The sequence below is a fragment of the Klebsiella sp. GG_Kp175 genome, assembly GCF_040062325.1.
Taxonomy (GTDB): Bacteria; Pseudomonadota; Gammaproteobacteria; order Enterobacterales; family Enterobacteriaceae; genus Klebsiella; species Klebsiella quasipneumoniae.
In genome coordinates this window covers 1-18465 of record NZ_JBEAFX010000010.1, presented here as the reverse complement: position 1 = coordinate 18465, position 18465 = coordinate 1, and the positions used below count along the sequence as shown (strand labels likewise).

Below are 18465 nucleotides of genomic sequence, written 5' to 3'. Positions count from 1 at the left end.
TAAGGTCACCTTGTGATTATTGTCAGTAAGAGGTTTTACAGCGACTGGCCGTCGCCTTTGAGTACCGTGCCAACCGGTAGCGTCTCGGCTTTAATCATTGGCTCGGGCGTATGGGTTTCTATCTGATTGACCGGCACGTGGGCGTAGTCCTGTTTTAGCCAGCGCACGAAGCCGCCGGTTTTAATCAGTAAAATGGCCAGGAATGGTAGGGCGGTCAGCACCACGGTGGTTTTCATGGTCTCAAGCGAAGCGCCGGTAAACAGAATCGATAGCGGGATGAGGGTAATTACCACGCACCAGAACAGGCGCATGCCGCGATCCGGATCGTCGCCTTCGCGCAGGTTGCGGGTGCTGGTCGCCGCCATGGTGTAGGCCACCGCATCCATATGCGAGGCGAGGAAAACAATCATCACGAACAGATAGGCGGCGAGGAACAGCTTACCTGCCGGCAGCGACATCAGGACCTGCTGGACGGCGGTTTCGCCGCCAAGAGTCTGCATCACCTGCGGTACGTTAATCACGCCGTTAACGAACTGGTGCATGGCGTAGCTTTCCATCACCCCAAAGAAGAACCAGCAGCCGGCGGTGCTACCAAGGAGCAGTCCCCATATCACCTCTTTGATTTTGCGCCCGCGGGAGACGCGGGTGACGAACATCGCCACGCCCGGGGTATAGGAGATCCACCACAGCCAGTAGAAGACGGTCCAGTTGCGGGTAAAGGCGCCGTCGCCGAGGGGATCGGTAAACAGGCTCATCTGCAGGAAGTTCTGAGTCGTCAGGCCGACAGCGTTAATGATGTTATTGGTGATGAATTCGGTTGGGCCAACCAGTAATACCACCAACGGCAGCAGAAATGCCCCCCAGCCGACCATTTTGCTCAGGCGCTGCAGGCCGTTGTTGATGCCAATCCACGAACTCATGCAGAAAATACCGCCGGAGAGCAGGATCACAAACGCCTGCACGGTGAAGTTATCCGGCAGCCCGGTCAGCGCTGACAGGCCGCGGGTGAAGGTGGCGGCAGTGACCACCAGCGAAATGGTTAACGCGCCGACGGTAGCGATCAGGAACATCAGATCGACCAGACGGCCCCAGAAGCCCTGCGGACTCACTCCGGTGATCGCTGAAATGATCCCGGAGAGGCTGAGGCCTTTATTTTTCCGCACGTGGAAGTGATAGGCCATGATCAGCGAGGCGAGAGTGTAGGTCGCCCAGGCGCTAACCCCCCAGTGGAAGAAAGAATAAGGGATGCTGTATTCCAGCGCTTTCGGCGATTGCGGGGCAATGTTCAGGCCCGGGGTCTGGTAGTAATAAGCCCATTCGGCGACGCCCCAGTACAGCGTGGAGGAGCCGAGCCCGGCGCAGATAAACATAAACAGCCATGAGAGGGTACTGTATTCGACTTTACCTTCGCCGAGACGGATATTGCCGTATTTGCTGGTCGCCAGATAGAGCACCAGTCCCAGCGCCAGCAGCACCAGTACCTGTACCGTGGAACCCAGCAGGCGGGTCACGCCGTTAAAAATCGAATCAGCCGCCTGCGCGGTTTGCTGCGGGAAGAGACTTAATGTAGCGGCGATGAAAACAATGGCCGCCAGGCTGATGGCAATCAGCGGCACATCTTTTTTCTTTACGTTGCTCAACATGGGTGATCTCCTGGGCATGATTGCCCGTCGGTGGCTTTAGCCTGTCGTTGTTATCACGCTGTAGGGTCAAGGTTCGTAGCAAAAGCTATTAACAATCGGATTATTTCTTCGTTACATGAATTAAACAATTGGCCGTTTCGTGAAGCAATAAAACACGGAACGGAAATAATAAAAGGTGAATTGGCGCAGGTTCTGTCTTTTCAGGAATTAATAAAGTTTGACGCTGTGATGCGGTCCACTTGTCAATCGTGGGGGATTCTGCATAGCGAAAAGAGAGGGAAGTTGGCGCAGGTCTTCCCGGGTAGCGGCTGCGCCTTACCCGGGCTACGGTCCGTGCGGCCTGCCTTTAATTTATTCACCATTGTTGCTGAAACTGCCGGTGTTGGCGGCCTCAACATCGCTGAGACGTTCCCGGCAGGTCGGGGCAGCCCGCAGGGATACGGGCTGAGGGCCGTGTTTTTACATTATCGTGCCTTTTGTAGCCCCGGTAAGCGCCGCGCGACCGGGGAGCGGCTTGGGTAATTACGCCAAAATGGCTTTGCAGATAGCGTCGCTGACCTGTTGCGTTGACGCGCTGCCTTTCATATCCGGGGTTTTCGGCCCGCTGGCAATCACCTGCTCAATCGCCGCCAGAATGCCGTTGTGCGCGGCGTGATAGCGCTCATCGCCGTTGCCGAGGAAATCGAGCATCATCGCCCCGGCCCATATGGTGGCGATCGGGTTGGCGATATTTTTACCATAGATATCCGGCGCCGACCCGTGAACCGGTTCGAACAGCGACGGGAAGGTGCGCTCCGGGTTGAGATTCGCCGATGGCGCAATACCGATGGTGCCGGTACAAGCCGGGCCGAGATCGGAGAGAATATCACCGAACAGATTGGAGCCGACGACCACGTCAAAACGCTCCGGCTGCAGCACGAAGCGGGCGCACAGGATATCGATATGCTGCTTGTCCCAGCGAATATCCGGATAGTTTTTGGCCATCTCTTCCACCCGCTCATCCCAGTAGGGCATGCTGATCGCCAGACCGTTGGATTTGGTTGCGGAGGTCAGCGTTTTGCGTGGGCGGCTTTGCGCCAGTTCGAAGGCGTAGCGCAGGATCCGGTCCACGCCGCGGCGGGTAAAGACCGACTCCTGAATCACCACTTCATGCTCGGTGCCTTCATTGGCGCGCCCGCCGAGGGCGGAATATTCGCCTTCGGTATTTTCGCGCACCACGTAAAAATCGATATCGCCGGCCTTTTTGCCCGCCAGCGGGCAGGGGACGCCGGGGAACAGACGCACCGGACGCAGGTTGACGTATTGGTCAAACTCACGGCGGAACTTCAGCAGCGACCCCCACAGCGAAATGTGGTCGGGAACGGTATCCGGCCAGCCGACGGCGCCGAAGTAGATGGCATCGAAGCCCTGCAGCTGCTCGCGCCAGTCGTCCGGCATCATCTTGCCGTGATGGGCATAATATTCGCAGCTTGCCCACTCCATCTGCTCGAAGCTCAATGACAGATCCCAACGCTGTGCGGCGGCTTGCAGCACGCGAATCCCTTCAGGCAGAACTTCTTTGCCAATTCCGTCACCCGGGATGGCGGCAATACGATAGGTTTTTTTCATTCCGGTTCTCACTTTTAAGCGATGATGTTTGACCACCTGCTTATCCTATAATTGACTGGTTCATAATTAATCACGCTAACTGGTGAAACATAAAACACAGATCATGAATAATCTGCCGCTGCTAAATGATTTACGCGTCTTTATGCTGGTCGCTCGCCGGGCCGGGTTCGCCGCCGCCGCCGAAGAGCTTGGCGTATCACCGGCGTTCATCAGCAAGCGGGTTTCGCTGCTGGAGCAAACCCTGAATGTGGTGTTGTTGCACCGGACCACCCGCCGGGTCACCATTACCGAGGAGGGGGAGCGGATCTACGAATGGGCGCAGCGCATTTTGCAGGATGTCGATGAGATGATGGACGAGCTTTCCGACGTGCGCCAGGTGCCGCAGGGAACGCTGCGTATTATCAGTAGCTTCGGCTTTGGCCGCCGGGTGGTGGCCCCGGCGCTGTCGGCGCTGGCCCTTCAGTACCCGCAGCTGGAACTGCGTTTCGATGTCCAGGACCGGCTGGTGGATTTAGTCAATGAAGGGGTGGATCTCGATATTCGCGTGGGCGATGATATCGCGCCGAATCTGATTGCCCGCCAGCTGGCGGCCAACCACCGCGTGCTCTGCGCCTCGCCGCAATTCCTTGCCCGCCATCCACCGCCGAAACAGCTGAGCGATCTGGCCGCCTTACCCTGCCTGGTGATTAAAGAACGCGATCATCCGTTTGGCATCTGGCAGTTGCACAGCAAAGAGGGGCAGCATGCGATCAAGGTGACCGGGCCGCTGTCGTCCAACCATGGTGAAATTGTGCATCAGTGGTGTCTGGACGGGCAAGGAATTGCGTTACGTTCATGGTGGGACGTCCGGGAGAATATCGCCAGCGGCCATCTGCTGCATGTGCTGCCGGAATTCTTTCAGCCTGCCAACGTCTGGGCAGTCTATGTCTCCCGGCTGGCGACGTCGGCTAAAATTCGCACCACTGTGGAGTTTCTGCGCCACTACTTTCAGCAGCACTATCCGCAGCATGAGCCGACGGCCAGCGCCGTCGGCAGAGGCGATTAAACCCCCAGGCGGTCGCGCAGACTGTAGTAGGCGGCGCCCATGGCGGTGAAGGGAATGCGCAGGCTGCGGCCGCCCGGGAACGGGTAGTGCGGCAGTTTGGCAAAGGCGTCGAAACGCTCAGCGTCACCGCGCAGCAGTTCCGAAATCAACCGTCCGGCGAGGTGGGTACAGGTGACCCCATGCCCGCTGTAGCCCTGCATGTAGTAGATGTTGGTATCGAGGCGACCAAACTGCGGCATCCTTGAGAGGGTCAACAGGAAGTTGCCGGTCCAGCGGTAGTCGATTTTCACCCCTTTCAGCTGCGGGAAGGTTTTCAGCAGCTTCGGCATAATCAGCCGTTCCACATCGTCCGGGTCGCGGGCGCCGTAGACCACGCCGCCGCCATACAGCAAGCGGTTGTCGCCGGTGAGGCGGTAGTAATCCAACAGATAGTTACAGTCTTCCACACAGTAGTTTTTCGGGATCAGCGAGCGAGCGACCTCCTCCGACAGCGGAGCGGTGGTGACCACCTGGGTGCCGCAAGGCATGCTGCGCTTCGCCAGCTCCGGCTCCAGTTTGTCGCCGAGATAGGCGTTGCCGGCGACGATCACATAGCGGGCAGTGACCTGGCCGCGGGGGGTGCTGACCACTGCCGGAGTGGAGTGCTGAATGCGGGTGACCGGCGACTGCTCATAGACCCGGCCGCCGTTCAGGCGAATGGCGTCCGCTTCGCCGATGGCGAGGTTGAGCGGATGAATATGGCCGCCGCTGTGGTCGAGCAGGGCGCCGACGTAGCGGTCGCTGTCCACTTCGCGACGAATCGCCTCTCTGTCCAGCAGCTCCAGCTGCGTGTTGCCGTAGCGCTCCCAGTTGGCTTTCTGTTCTTCCAGCGTCTCCAGCTGTTTGTGATTCATCGCCACGAACAGGCCGCCCGGGCGATAATCGCACTGGATCTGGTAGCGCTGGATACGTTCGCGAATAATATCGCCGCCTTCGAACATCATGCTACCGAGCATTTTAGCGGCATCCGGGCCGTAGTTTTTTTCAATCACGTCGATATCGCGGCTGTAGGAGTTAACCAGCTGACCGCCATTGCGGCCGCTGGCGCCGAAGCCGATGCGCGCCCCTTCCAGCACCACCACGTCGTAGCCCATTTCGGCCAGATGCAGGGCAGACGAGAGTCCGGTGTAGCCGCCGCCGACGACGCAGACGTCGCAGCTTATCGATTCGTCCAGCGTCGGAAAGGGTTCATATTTGTTGGCGCTGGCGGCGTAATAGCTGGTGGTATGTTCGGTCATGATTAAGACTCCAGGGCAATCCAGATGGTTTTCAGTTCGGTGAATTTTTCCAGCGCGTGCAGCGACTTATCGCGTCCGTTGCCGCTCTGTTTGTAACCGCCGAAGGGGACGGTCATATCACCATCGTTATAGTTGTTGACGAAGACCGAACCGGCCTTCAGGCGGCGGCTCATGCGGTGGGCGCGTGAGAGATCGCGGGTCCATACCGCAGCGCCGAGGCCGTAGTCGCTGTCGTTGGCAAGCCGCAGCGCCTCGTCTTCGCTTTTGAAGCGAGTCACCACCAGCACCGGGCCGAAGATCTCTTCCCGGCTGAGGGTGGAGGCCGGGTCGACGTCAACAAAAATGGTCGGGCCGACGGCGGCAGGCCACGGATTTTTCCGCCCGTCGAGGAACAGCGTGCTTTTGCTTTCGCCGCCGCGAATAAAACTGTGCACGCTGTCGGCATGGGTGTTGTCAATCAGCATGCCCATGGTGGTGTTTGGGTCGAGCGGGTTGCCCGGCTGCCAGTGTTGCGCTTCGGTTTTCAGTCGTGCCAGGAACTCGTCGGCGATGCTCTCCTCCAGCAGCAGGCGAGTGCCGGCGATGCACACCTGCCCCTGGTTGTAGAAGATGCCGCCGGCGGTGGCGCTGACCGCTTTTTGCAGATCCGGGCAGTCGGCGAAGACGATGTTGGCGCTCTTGCCGCCCGCTTCCAGCCACACGCGCTTCATATTGCTGTCGCCGGCGTCTTTCAGCAGCTGCTTGCCGGTGCGGGTGGAGCCGGTAAAGGTAAGGACCTCCACGTCTGGATGCAGGGCCAGCGCCTGTCCGGCTTCGTGACCAAAGCCGCTGACCACGTTCAGCACGCCGTCCGGCAGGCCCGCCTCTTTCGCCAGCCCGGCGAGGCGCAGCGCGGTGAGCGGCGATTTTTCCGAGGGCTTAAGGATCACGCTGTTGCCCGCCGCCAGCGCCGGGCCGAGCTTCCAGCAGGCCAGCAGCAGCGGGAAGTTCCACGGCACCACCGCGGCGATGACGCCAATCGGTTCGCGGACGATCATCGCCAGCTCGTTGCTGCCGGTAGGAGCCACTTCGCCATAGACTTTATCCAGCGCTTCGGCATACCAGCGGATGGCGCGGGCGGCGCCGGGAATATCGTCGCGCAGGCTGTGGCGAATCGGCTTGCCGGTATCCAGCGTTTCCAGCAGCGCCAGCTCTTCGCAGTGGGCCTCCATCAGGTCGGCAAAGCGTGTGAGAACCGCTTTACGCTGCGTGGGAGCGGCCTGTGACCAGTCGCCGTTATCAAAGACCCGACGCGCGGCCTTCACCGCCAGCTCAACGTCGGCTTTTTTGCCGCGAGCGACATGGGCTAACGTGTGCTGCGCGGCAGGGTCAATGGTTTCAAAGGTGGTATTATCGACCGCGGCGCAATATTCGCCGTTAATAAATAATCGTGTTTCAATGGCCAGGCTTTTCGCTTTTTCCTGCCAGTAAGCCAGGTGCTGAAAATTCATCATGACTCCTTAAAAAACATTATCGGCAAATTAATCACATCGGCGTTTTCAGGCTGCACGGGGGCGCTGCGCCAGGCGCAGGGCATAGTGTATCCCCGGAGTTGAATACCGTTTTATCACCCTAAATTTCGACAGGTTGTCTGCATGCCGAATAATTCAGGGGTGAGTCGCCATTCACGGCGTTAATTATTTCAGGGCCAGCAGAAAATAAGATTCCCTTCCGGCACCAACGTTATGACTGCGAGTTTTTCGCGGCGACGAAAATAAAATTTCCGCCGCCGCAGGTCTGAAGAAAGCCTGAAGCTCGTTCAGGCTAAATATTCAGAATGTGGTGGGGGTGTGGGCACTGATGATGCGGCAGATGCCTGCCGAGGTGTTGCTGAAGCTGTGCGGGATGCCGGTATTAATGGCATAGCTCTGTCCAGCCACCAGGTGGTACGACTGACCGTTAATCGTCAGCACAATCTCACCCTCCAGTATGGTGCCTATCTCCTCACCCTGATGCTTAATCCTCTCCCCGGTCGTGGTTCCAGGCTGGTAAGTTTCAAAAATCATCGCCAGCGTACGGTTCGGATTTCCGTTATGAACCAGCTTCATGGAAACGCCCTGACTGCCCATTTCGATAAGGTCATCCTGATTAATGACCACCTGGGGTTCGTCCGGCTTTTCGGGTTCAGAAAAGAATTCCGAGAGCGACAGCCCATAGACTTTCAGCAGCTTTTGCAGCGTACTGATGGCAGGACTGACTTTGTCCTGCTCTATGGTGCTGATGGCACTATGTGTTAACCCAGACAGTTCGGCGGCACGACGCTGCGAAAGACCCAGCTGTTGGCGGATCTCTGACAGACGTTTCCCTGGCGCCAGTCCGTCATCGCTCATATTTGCATTTCCTTAACGGTAGTGGTCAGCGCCGCCGCTTTTCAGCATGATGGCCCTGACAGGCGGTGATAAAACCATCAAACAACATACGCGACAGGGCGTATTCGCTACTGTTCCATTCAGGATGCCACTGTACGCCCAGCGCGAAAGGGTGATCGTTCACGCTGACCGCTTCCACCAGTCCATCCGGCGCTCGCGCCTCCACGCGCAGCTGCGGACTGAGGGTTTTTGCCCCTTGCCCATGTAGCGAGTTTACCCAAAACGTGTTGCAGCCCGGTATCAATTGCGACAGCAATCCTCCTTCCTGAACCTCAACCTGATGGGACGGCGCATACTGCTGCTCGACGGGCAGTTCAGGATCTTCGCGATGCTCCAGCAGCTCAGGCTGCTCGAACAGACGACGATACAGAGTCCCACCGGTGGCGACAACCAGTTCCTGCAGTCCACGACAGATGGCGAAAATGGGGATGCGCCTTTCGAGTGCGGCGTTAATCAGCGCCATGCTCAGAAGATCACGCCCGGGGTCGGCGTCAGGCTCATCGCCGTTTTCACCATAAAGGTGCGGCTGCACGTTACTGGGGCTGCCTGGCAGGTATATCCCATCCAGTTTATCGACTAACGCGTTCAGCAGATCCGGCTCTGCCAGCGCATGTGGCAGGGCGATCGGCAGTCCGCCGGCGTTAACAATTGCATTCAGGTACTTTTCTTGCAAGGTTTGGGTCTGGTGACCCTTAAGCCTGTTTCTACACATCACGACGCCAATAACTGGCTTGTACATTATATTTTCCATGATCGCCCTCACAAAGTGGACTAAATTATGACCGCTATAGCGGGTTTAACGGCCATATCGTTCAATATTTTCTCAATCTAGCAGTGGAAATAGCCCTTTGCAAACTTAATTTAACATTTGACAAACAATTTATTTGCATACACAGTCGATGGGGTGGACATTATATTTAACGGTCTGAGTGCAGGACCGAAACCAAACCAACGGCGGTGAATCATGGAAACCAATATCGTAGAAGTTGAGAATTTTGTTCAGCAAACGGAAGAGAGACGGGTCAGCGCGTTCGCGAAAGAAGTGAAGCGCTACCTCGAAACCTACCCTGATACCCAATATGTTGATGTCCTCCTCACTGACCTGAACGGCTGCTTCCGCGGCAAGCGCATCCCGGTTGCCGGCCTGAGCAAGCTGGAGAAAGGCTGTTATTTCCCGGCTTCGGTGTTTGCGATGGATATTCTCGGCAACGTCGTGGAAGAGGCCGGTCTGGGCCAGGAGATGGGCGAGCCGGATCGCAGCTGCATTCCGGTGCCCGGCACCTTAACGCCTTCAGCGGCCGATCCGCAGTCGATAGCCCAGGTACAGTTGACCATGGTTGATGAAGATGGCGCTCCCTTTGACGTTGAGCCGCGGAACGTACTCAACCGCCTCTGGCAGCAGTTGCGCCAGCGCGGGCTGTTCCCCGTGGTAGCGGTAGAGCTGGAGTTCTATTTACTGGACCGCAAACGCGATGCCGAAGGCTACCTGCAGCCGCCGTGCGCGCCGGGCACCGACGATCGCAACACCCAAAGCCAGGTCTACTCGGTCGATAACCTGAACCACTTTGCCGACGTGCTCAACGATATCGACGAGCTGGCGAAACTGCAGCTGATCCCCGCCGACGGCGCGGTGGCCGAAGCCTCGCCGGGCCAGTTTGAAATCAACCTCCACCATACCGATAACGTGCTGGACGCCTGCGATGATGCGCTGGCGTTAAAACGTCTCGTGCGTTTAATGGCGGAGAAGCATAAGATGCACGCCACTTTTATGGCTAAGCCTTATGAAGAGCATGCGGGCAGCGGAATGCATATCCACATCAGCATGCTGAACAATAAAGGGGAAAACGTGCTGGTGGACGGCGACGGGGAAGACTCCGCGCTGCTTAAACGCGCGCTGGCCGGGATGATCGATCTGATGCCGGCCTCGATGGCGCTGCTGGCGCCGAACGTGAACTCGTATCGCCGCTTCCAGCCAGGGATGTATGTCCCGACGCAGGCTTCCTGGGGGCATAACAACCGTACCGTGGCGCTGCGGATCCCATGCGGCGAGCGGCAGAACCACCGCGTGGAGTATCGCGTGGCGGGGGCGGACGCCAACCCGTATCTGGTGATGGCGGCGATTTTCGCCGGCATTCTGCACGGGCTGGATAACCCTCAGCTGCCTTTGCAGGAAGAGGTGGAAGGTAACGGCCTGGAACAAGAGGGTCTGCCGTTCCCGATCCGCCAGAGCGATGCGCTGTGGGAGTTTATGCAGAACGATCACCTGCGTGAGCGTCTCGGCGAGCGTTTCTGCCACGTTTTCCATGCCTGCAAGCATGATGAATTACTGCAGTTTGAGCGTCTTATCACAGAAACTGAAATTGAGTGGATGTTGAAAAACGCCTGATGGTCGCCCCGCAAGGGGCGCATGAGTTGAGTCATGAGTAGCATCATACGGCCTGAGCGGAGCCTGGTCGTCCTTTTTGCTGGGAGCCCAGCCATTTCCCGGATGTCGCGTTAAGGAGCGCAGGCGGCAACGGGGCTTCAGTTAACGACACAGTGTGTGACGAGGAAATGAGATGATGCAGATGTTCAAATATCCGCAGGGAGAGGGAGGCCGCTCAGGCCGCATTGGATGCCAGCCAGCAACCGCTCACCGGTCCGTCTTACCCTTTTATTTATGCCTTATCCCCTTGCTAAGCAGGTTTGTCACGCGAACGTTGTGTCCGCAAACTGTTATCCGCAAGGGGGGAATGGGCGATGGCTATTAATCTTCCTGCGCATAACGCCGCTCAGGCGGGCAGACCGCGTCTGCGTAAATCCCTCAAACTCTGGCAAGTGGTGATGATGGGGCTGGCCTATCTGACGCCGATGACGGTGTTTGATACCTTCGGCATCGTCTCCGGTATCAGCAACGGCCACGTCCCGGCGTCTTATTTGCTGGCGCTGGCTGGCGTGCTGTTCACCGCCATCAGCTACGGCAAACTGGTGCGCCAGTTCCCGGAAGCCGGCTCCGCCTACACCTACGCGCAAAAATCCATCAGTCCGCACGTCGGCTTTATGGTCGGCTGGTCCTCGCTACTGGATTATCTGTTCCTGCCGATGATCAACGTCCTGTTGGCGAAGATCTATCTCTCGGCGCTGTTCCCTGAGGTGCCGCCATGGGTGTGGGTGGTGACCTTTGTCGCCATTCTGACCGCCGCAAACCTGAAAAGCGTTAATCTGGTGGCGAACTTCAACACCCTGTTCGTGCTGGTGCAGATCTCGATTATGGTGGTATTCGTCATTCTGGTGGTTCAGGGGCTGCACAAAGGCGAGGGGGTAGGGACCGTCTGGTCGCTGCAGCCGTTTATCAGTCAGAATGCGCATCTGATCCCGATTATTACCGGGGCGACCATCGTCTGCTTCTCGTTTCTCGGCTTCGACGCCGTGACCACACTGTCGGAAGAGACGCCTGACGCCGCGCGGGTGATCCCGAAGGCTATTTTTCTCACCGCGATGTACGGCGGCATTATTTTCATCGTCGCGTCGTTCTTTATGCAGCTGTTTTTCCCGGATATTCATCGCTTTAAAGACCCGGACGCCGCGCTGCCGGAGATTGCGCTGTACGTGGGCGGCAAGCTGTTCCAGTCAATATTCCTCTGCACCACCTTTGTTAACACCCTGGCGTCCGGCCTGGCGTCCCATGCCAGCGTCTCCCGTCTGCTGTACGTGATGGGTCGCGATAACGTCTTCCCGGAGCGCATTTTCGGCTATGTGCATCCGAAATGGCGCACCCCGGCGTTGAACGTGATTATGGTGGGTATCGTCGCGCTGTCGGCGCTGTTCTTCGACCTGGTGACCGCCACCGCGTTAATTAACTTCGGCGCGCTGGTGGCCTTCACCTTCGTTAACCTGTCGGTGTTCAACCACTTCTGGCGTCGCAAGGGGTACAACAAAACCTGGAAGGATCGACTGCACTATCTGCTGCTGCCGATGGTCGGGGCGTTGACGGTAGGGGTGCTGTGGATCAACCTCGAGGCCACTTCCCTGACGCTCGGCCTGGTGTGGGCGGCGCTTGGTCTGCTGTATCTGGCTTATCTGACCCAACGTTTCCGTAAACCGCCGCCGCAGTTCGATGCCGCCAAGGCGGAGCAGGCCTGGGAGTCCTAGAACCTGACGCTGAAACCGAACGAAGGCAGGCCCGCAGGCCTGCCTTTGTTTTTGGTTCGGTAAGGGACAGTACAGGATGGTAAAGAAATCAGCAGAAAACGGCGGAGAACGGAAGGTATTATTTCTTCTTTTTATGGACAGGTAACTGACTGGCGCGCCGCTCTTTGAGGTACGACACCAGGCTGTAGATGGCGACGCCCAGCAGCGCCACCGCGACGATAAAGAGAATAAGACCCGACATAGACCAACCTAATATTCTGTTTAGAAAGGGAAAAAGATACAGGGCTCTGTGTGAAGATAACATCGGGATATGTCTGAAAGATGACGCCTCATAGCGAGAATATCTGCTGTCGGGGTTGTGATAAAATATTTCCCGCAGGAATGTGACAGCCTGGCTTTCAGCTGAAATGGCGTAACACTCCGTTAAGTGATTTTACAGAAGTGCGGCCAGCAACGGGTTACGCTGACCGCGAATAAGAATGATCTGAGAGTAAGACATGTATAAGACAACCCTCAGCCTGCTGGGCGTGGCGCTGGCGCTGACGGCCTTCGCCAGTCAGGCTGAAAATGAACGTCAGGCGAGCCGCGAGCGGATCGTGGAGCAGGTCCTGAAACCCTGTGAAGGCAAAAAAGCGGGCGATAAGGTAGTGATCACCGATCGCCGCGGCGGGGAGCACGAGGCGATCTGTACCCTGGCGGCGGTTCCGCTGCCGGAATAATGCCCGCCGCCGGGGCGAGTTAGCGATACCGCGGCGCCGGTTGCCCGGTTCGCGCGCTGGTAAACAGCGCCAGTCGCGTCTGCTCGAAAGCCTCCCACAGTCCCAGATCATGCACCGGCGGTAAGGTGACCTTTTCCCCCATCTCGAGTCCCCTGAGAGCGGCGTCAACCAGATCCTCGGTGGTCATTACCGTACCGGTGGGCAGGGCGTCGAGCGCCACGCCGGAGGTCGGCCACAGATCGGTGGCGGTCGCCGCCGGCAATACCGCCTGAATACGCACGCCGCTGTCGGCGAACTCATCCTGCAGGCCACGGGTAAAGCTCAACACCCAGGCTTTGCTGGCGCTGTAGACCGCGCTGCCCGGCAGCGTATGCAGCGCAAGAATAGAGGCAATATTGATCAGCGTTCCGTGGCCCCGGGGAGCGAAAGCGGCCAGTGCGGCATAGCTCAGGCGCAGAAGCGCGGTGGTGTTGAGCGTATGAATCGCCTGGTGCTCGCGCGACGTGCTGGCGAGAAAGCCCGCCATTTTTGCCGTTCCGGCGTTGTTAATGAACAGGTCAACGGCGGGATCCTGCTGCAGACGCTGCTCCACGGCTTCAATGCCTTGCTCCTCGCTCAGGTCGGCCTTGAGGATGCTGGCCCGGATGGCGTAGCGCGCCTGCAGTTGCCCGGCGAGCGCCTGCAGCCGATCTTCACGACGGGCGGCGAGGATCAGATCGTAGCCGCGGGCGGCAAGTCGTTCGGCATAGATCGCGCCGATGCCTGAGGAAGCGCCGGTGATAAAAGCAGTGTGCGATGACTGGGACATGAGTATTGCCTCTTAAAAGGTTGCATTATTAAACCAAATTCAGCATGAGATACTTGGTTTAATAATGCAACCATTCTGCCGGGCTTTTTTTATTTTTGCCTACCGCTGGCCGCGTTTAGTCGTTCAGCGGAACGGCGATGGTGATATCCGTCGGGGCCAGCTCACGGCCATCCGCCGCCTGCAGGACCAGCTTACGCAGAGGCTGGCGCTGCTGGCGGTCAATGAGCCGCGTCGCCGGTTCGTCCGGGGCGAACAGATAGTCGTCCGCCCACTGGGAGAGGGCGACCAGCACGGTCTGCAGGGCGCGGCCCTTATCCGTCAGGACATACTCCTGCCAGGCGCTGCCGTCGGAGGCCGGCTGCAAATGCAGGATGCCTTCATCCACCAGCATTTTCAGGCGTCCGGCGAGCATATTTTTGGCAATGCCGAGGTTTTTCTGGAATTCGCTAAAACGGCGTACCCCGCGGAGGGCATCACGGACGATAAGCAGCGACCACCAGTCGCCGATAACGTCGAGGGAGCGGGCGACAGGACAGCAGCTGTTTTCCAGACGGGTACGTTTCACGAAAGCCTCCAGGTTAGTTGTTTCATTATAAAACTATTTGGTCGGCAGAGGAAATTTTCGGCTCCGGTCTAAGTTTGCGAGCGAATGCCAGGAAAAATGGCCTAAATCCGTCACAATTAACCCGATGATAATAAATGACTAAGGATGAAGGGATGAAAATATGTCTACTCGCCGCCGCCGTAGCCGGCGCGGTCATGTTATCCGCTGGCGCCCAGGCGCAGGACACGGCCGCCCCAGAGGGGTATCAGCTGCAGCAGGTGCTGATCATGAGTCGTCACAACCTTCGCGCGCCGCTGGCCAATAACGGCAGCGTGCTGGAGCAGTCCACCGCCAAAGCCTGGCCGCAGTGGGATGTGCCGGGCGGCCAGCTGACCACCAAGGGAGGCGTGCTGGAGGTGTATATGGGCCACTATATGCGCGAATGGCTGGCGCAACAGAAGCTGGTGACCAGCGGGGAGTGCCCGCCGGAAAACGCCGTTTACGCCTACGCTAACAGCCTGCAGCGCACCGTCGCCACTGCGCAGTTCTTTATCACCGGCGCGTTCCCGGGCTGCGGCATTGCGGTGCATCATCAGCCGCAGATGGGCACCATGGACCCGACCTTCAACCCGGTTATCACCGACGACTCCCCGGCGTTTCGCGAGAAAGCGCTGCAGGCGATGGAAAAAGAGCGCCAGGGGATGCAGTTGACCGAGAGCTACAAGCTGCTGGAGACAATGATCGATTACCGCAACTCGCCCTCCTGCAAAGAGAAGCAGGTCTGTTCCCTGAGCGAGGGTAAAGATACCTTTAGCGCCGGTTATCAGCAGGAGCCGGGGGTATCCGGGCCGCTGAAGGTGGGCAACTCGCTGGTGGACGCCTTCACCCTGCAATACTATGAAGGCTTCCCGAAAGATCAGGTGGCGTGGGGGGAGATCACCAGCGATAAGCAGTGGCAGGTGCTGTCGAAGCTGAAAAACGGCTACCAGGATAGTCTGTTTACCTCGACGGCAGTGGCGCAAAATGTGGCCAAACCGCTGGTTAAATATATCGATAACGCGCTGGTGGGTGAGGGAGCCAGCAAGGCGAAAGTCACCCTGCTGGTGGGACACGACTCGAATATCGCCTCACTGATGACGGCGCTGGACTTTAAGCCCTATCAACTTCCTGGCCAGTACGAGCGCACGCCTATCGGCGGCAAACTGCTGTTTCAGCGCTGGCACGACAGCGGCAGCAACCGCGATCTGATGAAGATTGAGTATGTCTATCAGAGCACTGAGCAGCTGCGTAATGCCGACCCGTTGACGTTGCAGACCCCGCCGCAGCGGGTCACGCTGGCGCTTAACGGCTGCCCGGTCGATGACCAGGGATTCTGCCCGCTGGAGACCTTTAAAAAGGTGATCAACGAGGCGGCGAAATAATGAAAAAACCCGGAGCAATCCGGGTTTTTAGCAGGTTAGGGTGAGACTCAGCAGGGATAAACACCCTATACGTTTTTACGCTCAATCGTCTGTTCACCCCAGAACAGCGCATCTTTATCGGTTTTGGCAAAGGCCAGTGCCAGCACTTCGTCGCTGCCTTCCTCCCAAATTTGCTCAGCCAGTTTTTCATCGTAGTGGGCAACTTCGAAAATCGCCTCGGCGATCTCCGGCGAGGTGTTACGTAAACTTGCCCATTCGCCGACGCGATGTGCTTTTGCTTCTTGAGTTGGCATAGTGCTCCTCCTGCGGAAGATTAGCCGTGCAGTTTAACGGCCAGTTTGGCGACATGTTCACCCTGATAGCGGGCGATGGCTAACTCTTCCTCGCTTGGCTGACGCGAACCGTCGCCGCCGGCAATAGTGGTGGCGCCATAAGGCGTCCCGCCGCGGACCTGGGAGATGTCGAACAGCTCCTGTGCGCCGTAGCCGATTGGGACGATGATCATCCCGTGGTGGGCCAGCGTCGTCCAGGTGGAGGTAATGGTTTGTTCCTGGCCGCCACCGGTGCCGGTTGAGCTGAATACGCTGGCGATCTTACCGTACAGCGCGCCGGATGCCCACAGGCCGCCGGTCTGATCGAGGAAGGTGCGCATTTGTCCGGACATATTGCCGAAACGAGTCGGGGTACCAAAGATGATGGCGTCATACTCAGCCAGCTCCTGCGGCGTGGCGACAGGCGCGTTTTGCGTTTTCCCGCCTGCTTTGGCAAACGCTTCTGCCTGCATGGTTTCCGGCACGCGCTTCACAACCACCTCAACGCCGTCCACCCGGTTCGCCCCATCGGCGACGGCGTGAGCCATGGTTTCAATGTGTCCATACATGGAATAATAAAGCACCAGAATTTTAGCCATTTCCATCACTCCTCGGTTGCATTATAAGCCAGCCAAATAGCTGGTACCTTTAAAGATAAAGCCTCTGCCGAAGAGTGCAAATCCAACGGGCATTTATTTGATTTATAACAAAATGACAAAACATTATTTACTTTTCCTTGCGCAGCGCGGCCTGAGCGGCTGAGAAGCGGGAAGCGATGCCTCCGTTATACTGGCCGGTGCGGCGAGGATGTAGCATCAGGATACATTTTTTGCTGACTATTTTTTCTTCGGCAGCAGAGCAGGTTAGCGCCATCAGGCGGCGCGAGGGGATTTTTTTCGCCAGGCTTTGTTTCTGAATGTGACATTTGCCATCGTCAGCGGCAGTCATTCACTAACCTTATAGATACGCGGCAGAACAGCGGCGTCGCCGCTCCCGCGTAATGCACTATGATGTCTAACCTAATGGAGGTCAGTAATGGCAAACCATCGTGGCGGTTCTGGCAACTTTGCTGAAGACCGTGAAAGAGCATCAGAAGCAGGACGTAAAGGTGGCCAGCATAGCGGGGGGAATTTTAAAAATGACCCTCAGCGCGCCTCAGAGGCTGGCAAAAAAGGGGGTAAAAACAGTCATGGAAGTCGTGAGAGTTAACGCGCGACTGGCACTGTTCTCTTTGATGCGGTGTTAATCTCCCCGACCCAACCGCATCGCCCTCGCCGCCGGCATCTGCCGGCGGTTTTTTTTAGTTGTCGGAGGTTGCGCTCCCGCCGGGCCGATTGCACACTGGTCGCCCGTTTATCGTCATGGCTGTCTTATGTCTTCGTTAAAATTCTCCGTTAGCCGCCAGGAAGCGCTCCTTATCATGATCACCATGTTCTGGGGAGGGACTTTCCTTGCCGTACAGTATGCGGTCAGCCTCAGTGGGCCGCTGTTTTTTGTCGGCCTGCGTTTCGCGACCGCCGCGCTGGCGGTGGGCCTGCTCTCGCTCCGCACCCTGCGCGGCCTGACGTGGCTGGAGGTGAAGGCGGGGGTGGCGATTGGCGTGGCGATTGCGCTGGGGTATGGCCTGCAGACCTGGGGGCTGCAGTCGATCTCCAGCAGCAAGTCTGCCTTTATCACGGCGATGTATGTGCCGCTGGTGCCGCTGCTGCAGTGGCTGTGCCTGGGGCGTATGCCGGGGGTGATGTCCTGCGTGGGGATTGTGCTGGCCTTTATCGGTTTGATCCTGCTGGCCGGGCCGGAAAACAATCTGTTGGCGCTTGGCGTGGGGGAGATGATCACTCTGGCGAGTGCGCTGGCGATCGCCGCGGAGATTATCCTTATCAGCGCCTGGGCCGGAAAAGTGGATGTCCGACGGGTGACGGTGGTGCAGCTGGCGACCGCGTCGCTGGTGGCTTTCGCTGCCATGAAGCCGGCCGGTGAGTCGGTGCCGCCGTTGACGCCGACGCTGCTCGGCGTGGCGCTGGGGCTGGGCATTTTCAGCGCGATCATTCAGGTGACCATGAACTGGGCGCAGCGCAGCGTCTCGCCGACGCGGGCCACGCTGATCTATACCGGCGAACCGGTATGGGCCGGTATTTTTGGCCGGCTGGCCGGCGAGCGTCTGCCGCTGCTGGCCCTCCTTGGCTGCTTCTTTATCCTCGCGGGAGTGCTGGTGAGCGAGCTGAAGTGGAAGCGCAAACCGCCGCCGAAGTTGTCAACGAATGACGATGCGCAGCCGCTCCCGGACCTGGCCGATCGTCGCGAGCCGTAATTTTACGCTTCTGATCCTACAGCGGCGCTTATCCTGGCTGGCCTGCTCGTCCGGCTCTGATCGTCTCCAGGCCCGCGCAAGCGCAGCGCCGCCTGGCAAGATATCAGGCACGGTATCCATGATTTCGCCGGGTGGCGGCTGCGCCTTACCCGGCCTACGTTCGTACGACCTGTTATTAATTTAACCACTTGCGCGACTGAAACTGCCGGTGCTGACGGCCTCAAAATCGCTGAGACGTT

Annotated in this window: 19 protein-coding genes; 7 read left to right on the top strand and 12 right to left on the bottom strand. The window is 58.1% G+C overall.

Features of this window, described 5'->3' with window-relative positions; all coding sequences use genetic code 11:
• Positions 1–35 precede the first annotated feature (35 nt).
• Together ABLU73_RS15265 and ABLU73_RS15260 are read right to left on the bottom strand one after the other, a co-directional pair.
• Entirely contained in the window at positions 36–1643 is a 1608-nt protein-coding gene (locus ABLU73_RS15265) for a BCCT family transporter (protein ID WP_004201469.1), read from the bottom strand.
• A gap of 522 nt (positions 1644–2165) precedes the next feature.
• Entirely contained in the window at positions 2166–3251 is a 1086-nt protein-coding gene (locus tag ABLU73_RS15260) for a tartrate dehydrogenase (RefSeq protein ID WP_012542279.1), read from the bottom strand.
• An 82-nt stretch (positions 3252–3333) separates the two neighbouring features.
• Between ABLU73_RS15260 and ABLU73_RS15255 the strand changes: the two genes are divergently transcribed.
• Positions 3334–4296, top strand: coding sequence for a LysR substrate-binding domain-containing protein (locus tag ABLU73_RS15255; protein WP_264923440.1), 963 nt, complete (start codon positions 3334–3336; stop codon positions 4294–4296).
• Here ABLU73_RS15255 and ABLU73_RS15250 read toward each other — a convergent pair.
• The 4 genes from ABLU73_RS15250 to puuD all read right to left on the bottom strand — a co-directional run bounded on the left by ABLU73_RS15250 (position 4293) and on the right by puuD (position 8720).
• Entirely contained in the window at positions 4293–5573 is a 1281-nt protein-coding gene (locus tag ABLU73_RS15250) for an FAD-binding oxidoreductase (RefSeq protein WP_017899482.1), read from the bottom strand. The two genes, ABLU73_RS15255 and ABLU73_RS15250, sit on opposite strands and share 4 nt — an antisense overlap.
• A 2-nt stretch (positions 5574–5575) precedes the next feature.
• Positions 5576–7063 (bottom strand): aldehyde dehydrogenase PuuC, encoded by a 1488-nt coding sequence (gene puuC, locus ABLU73_RS15245; RefSeq protein WP_048294461.1) that lies wholly within the window; start codon positions 7061–7063, stop codon positions 5576–5578.
• Between the two features lie 321 nt (positions 7064–7384).
• Entirely contained in the window at positions 7385–7942 is a 558-nt protein-coding gene (puuR, locus tag ABLU73_RS15240) for an HTH-type transcriptional regulator PuuR (RefSeq protein ID WP_002898590.1), read from the bottom strand.
• A gap of 25 nt (positions 7943–7967) precedes the next feature.
• A complete protein-coding gene (gene puuD / locus ABLU73_RS15235; RefSeq protein ID WP_025999163.1) occupies positions 7968–8720 on the bottom strand; it encodes a gamma-glutamyl-gamma-aminobutyrate hydrolase in 753 nt (250 codons plus the stop codon).
• 225 nt (positions 8721–8945) lie between these two features.
• Here puuD and ABLU73_RS15230 point away from each other — a divergent pair, with 225 nt between their 5' ends.
• Together ABLU73_RS15230 and ABLU73_RS15225 are read left to right on the top strand one after the other, a co-directional pair.
• A complete protein-coding gene (locus ABLU73_RS15230; protein WP_002898595.1) occupies positions 8946–10367 on the top strand; it encodes a glutamine synthetase family protein in 1422 nt (473 codons plus the stop codon).
• 353 nt (positions 10368–10720) lie between these two features.
• Positions 10721–12112 (top strand): APC family permease, encoded by a 1392-nt coding sequence (locus ABLU73_RS15225; protein ID WP_004201476.1) that lies wholly within the window; start codon positions 10721–10723, stop codon positions 12110–12112.
• A 118-nt stretch (positions 12113–12230) separates the two neighbouring features.
• Here the strand turns inward: ABLU73_RS15225 and ABLU73_RS15220 are convergent, their stop codons facing one another.
• A complete protein-coding gene (locus ABLU73_RS15220) occupies positions 12231–12353 on the bottom strand; it encodes a small membrane protein (protein ID WP_002898600.1) in 123 nt (40 codons plus the stop codon).
• Positions 12354–12609: 256 nt separating this feature from the next.
• On the opposite strand from ABLU73_RS15220, the gene ABLU73_RS15215 reads away from it, so the two are divergent.
• Complete coding sequence (locus ABLU73_RS15215) at positions 12610–12831, top strand: hypothetical protein (protein ID WP_004201478.1); 222 nt, start codon at positions 12610–12612, stop codon at positions 12829–12831.
• 19 nt (positions 12832–12850) lie between these two features.
• On the opposite strand, the gene ABLU73_RS15210 is transcribed toward ABLU73_RS15215, so the two are convergent.
• Together ABLU73_RS15210 and ABLU73_RS15205 are read right to left on the bottom strand one after the other, a co-directional pair.
• Complete coding sequence (locus ABLU73_RS15210) at positions 12851–13639, bottom strand: SDR family oxidoreductase (protein ID WP_264923439.1); 789 nt, start codon at positions 13637–13639, stop codon at positions 12851–12853.
• 115 nt (positions 13640–13754) lie between these two features.
• Positions 13755–14204 carry a helix-turn-helix domain-containing protein gene (locus tag ABLU73_RS15205; protein ID WP_128335636.1) on the bottom strand — a complete coding sequence of 150 codons (450 nt, stop codon included), beginning with the start codon at positions 14202–14204 and terminating at the stop codon, positions 13755–13757.
• A 152-nt stretch (positions 14205–14356) separates the two neighbouring features.
• On the opposite strand from ABLU73_RS15205, the gene agp reads away from it, so the two are divergent.
• Positions 14357–15604, top strand: a complete 1248-nt coding sequence (gene agp / locus ABLU73_RS15200; protein ID WP_264923438.1) for a bifunctional glucose-1-phosphatase/inositol phosphatase — start codon at positions 14357–14359, stop codon at positions 15602–15604.
• 65 nt (positions 15605–15669) lie between these two features.
• On the opposite strand, the gene ABLU73_RS15195 is transcribed toward agp, so the two are convergent.
• From ABLU73_RS15195 to ABLU73_RS15185, 3 genes are all read right to left on the bottom strand, one after another.
• On the bottom strand, positions 15670–15897 hold the full coding sequence (locus ABLU73_RS15195; protein WP_008805934.1) for a YccJ family protein: 228 nt from the start codon (positions 15895–15897) through the stop codon (positions 15670–15672).
• Between the two features lie 20 nt (positions 15898–15917).
• Positions 15918–16514 (bottom strand): NAD(P)H:quinone oxidoreductase, encoded by a 597-nt coding sequence (wrbA, locus tag ABLU73_RS15190; RefSeq protein WP_002898704.1) that lies wholly within the window; start codon positions 16512–16514, stop codon positions 15918–15920.
• Positions 16515–16641: 127 nt separating this feature from the next.
• A complete protein-coding gene (locus tag ABLU73_RS15185) occupies positions 16642–16863 on the bottom strand; it encodes a hypothetical protein (protein ID WP_004204497.1) in 222 nt (73 codons plus the stop codon).
• A gap of 87 nt (positions 16864–16950) precedes the next feature.
• Here ABLU73_RS15185 and ABLU73_RS15180 point away from each other — a divergent pair, with 87 nt between their 5' ends.
• Both ABLU73_RS15180 and ABLU73_RS15175 read left to right on the top strand, forming a co-directional pair.
• Entirely contained in the window at positions 16951–17124 is a 174-nt protein-coding gene (locus ABLU73_RS15180) for a general stress protein (protein WP_002898708.1), read from the top strand.
• Positions 17125–17287: 163 nt separating this feature from the next.
• Positions 17288–18226 (top strand): DMT family transporter, encoded by a 939-nt coding sequence (locus ABLU73_RS15175; RefSeq protein ID WP_032455806.1) that lies wholly within the window; start codon positions 17288–17290, stop codon positions 18224–18226.
• Positions 18227–18465 lie beyond the last annotated feature (239 nt).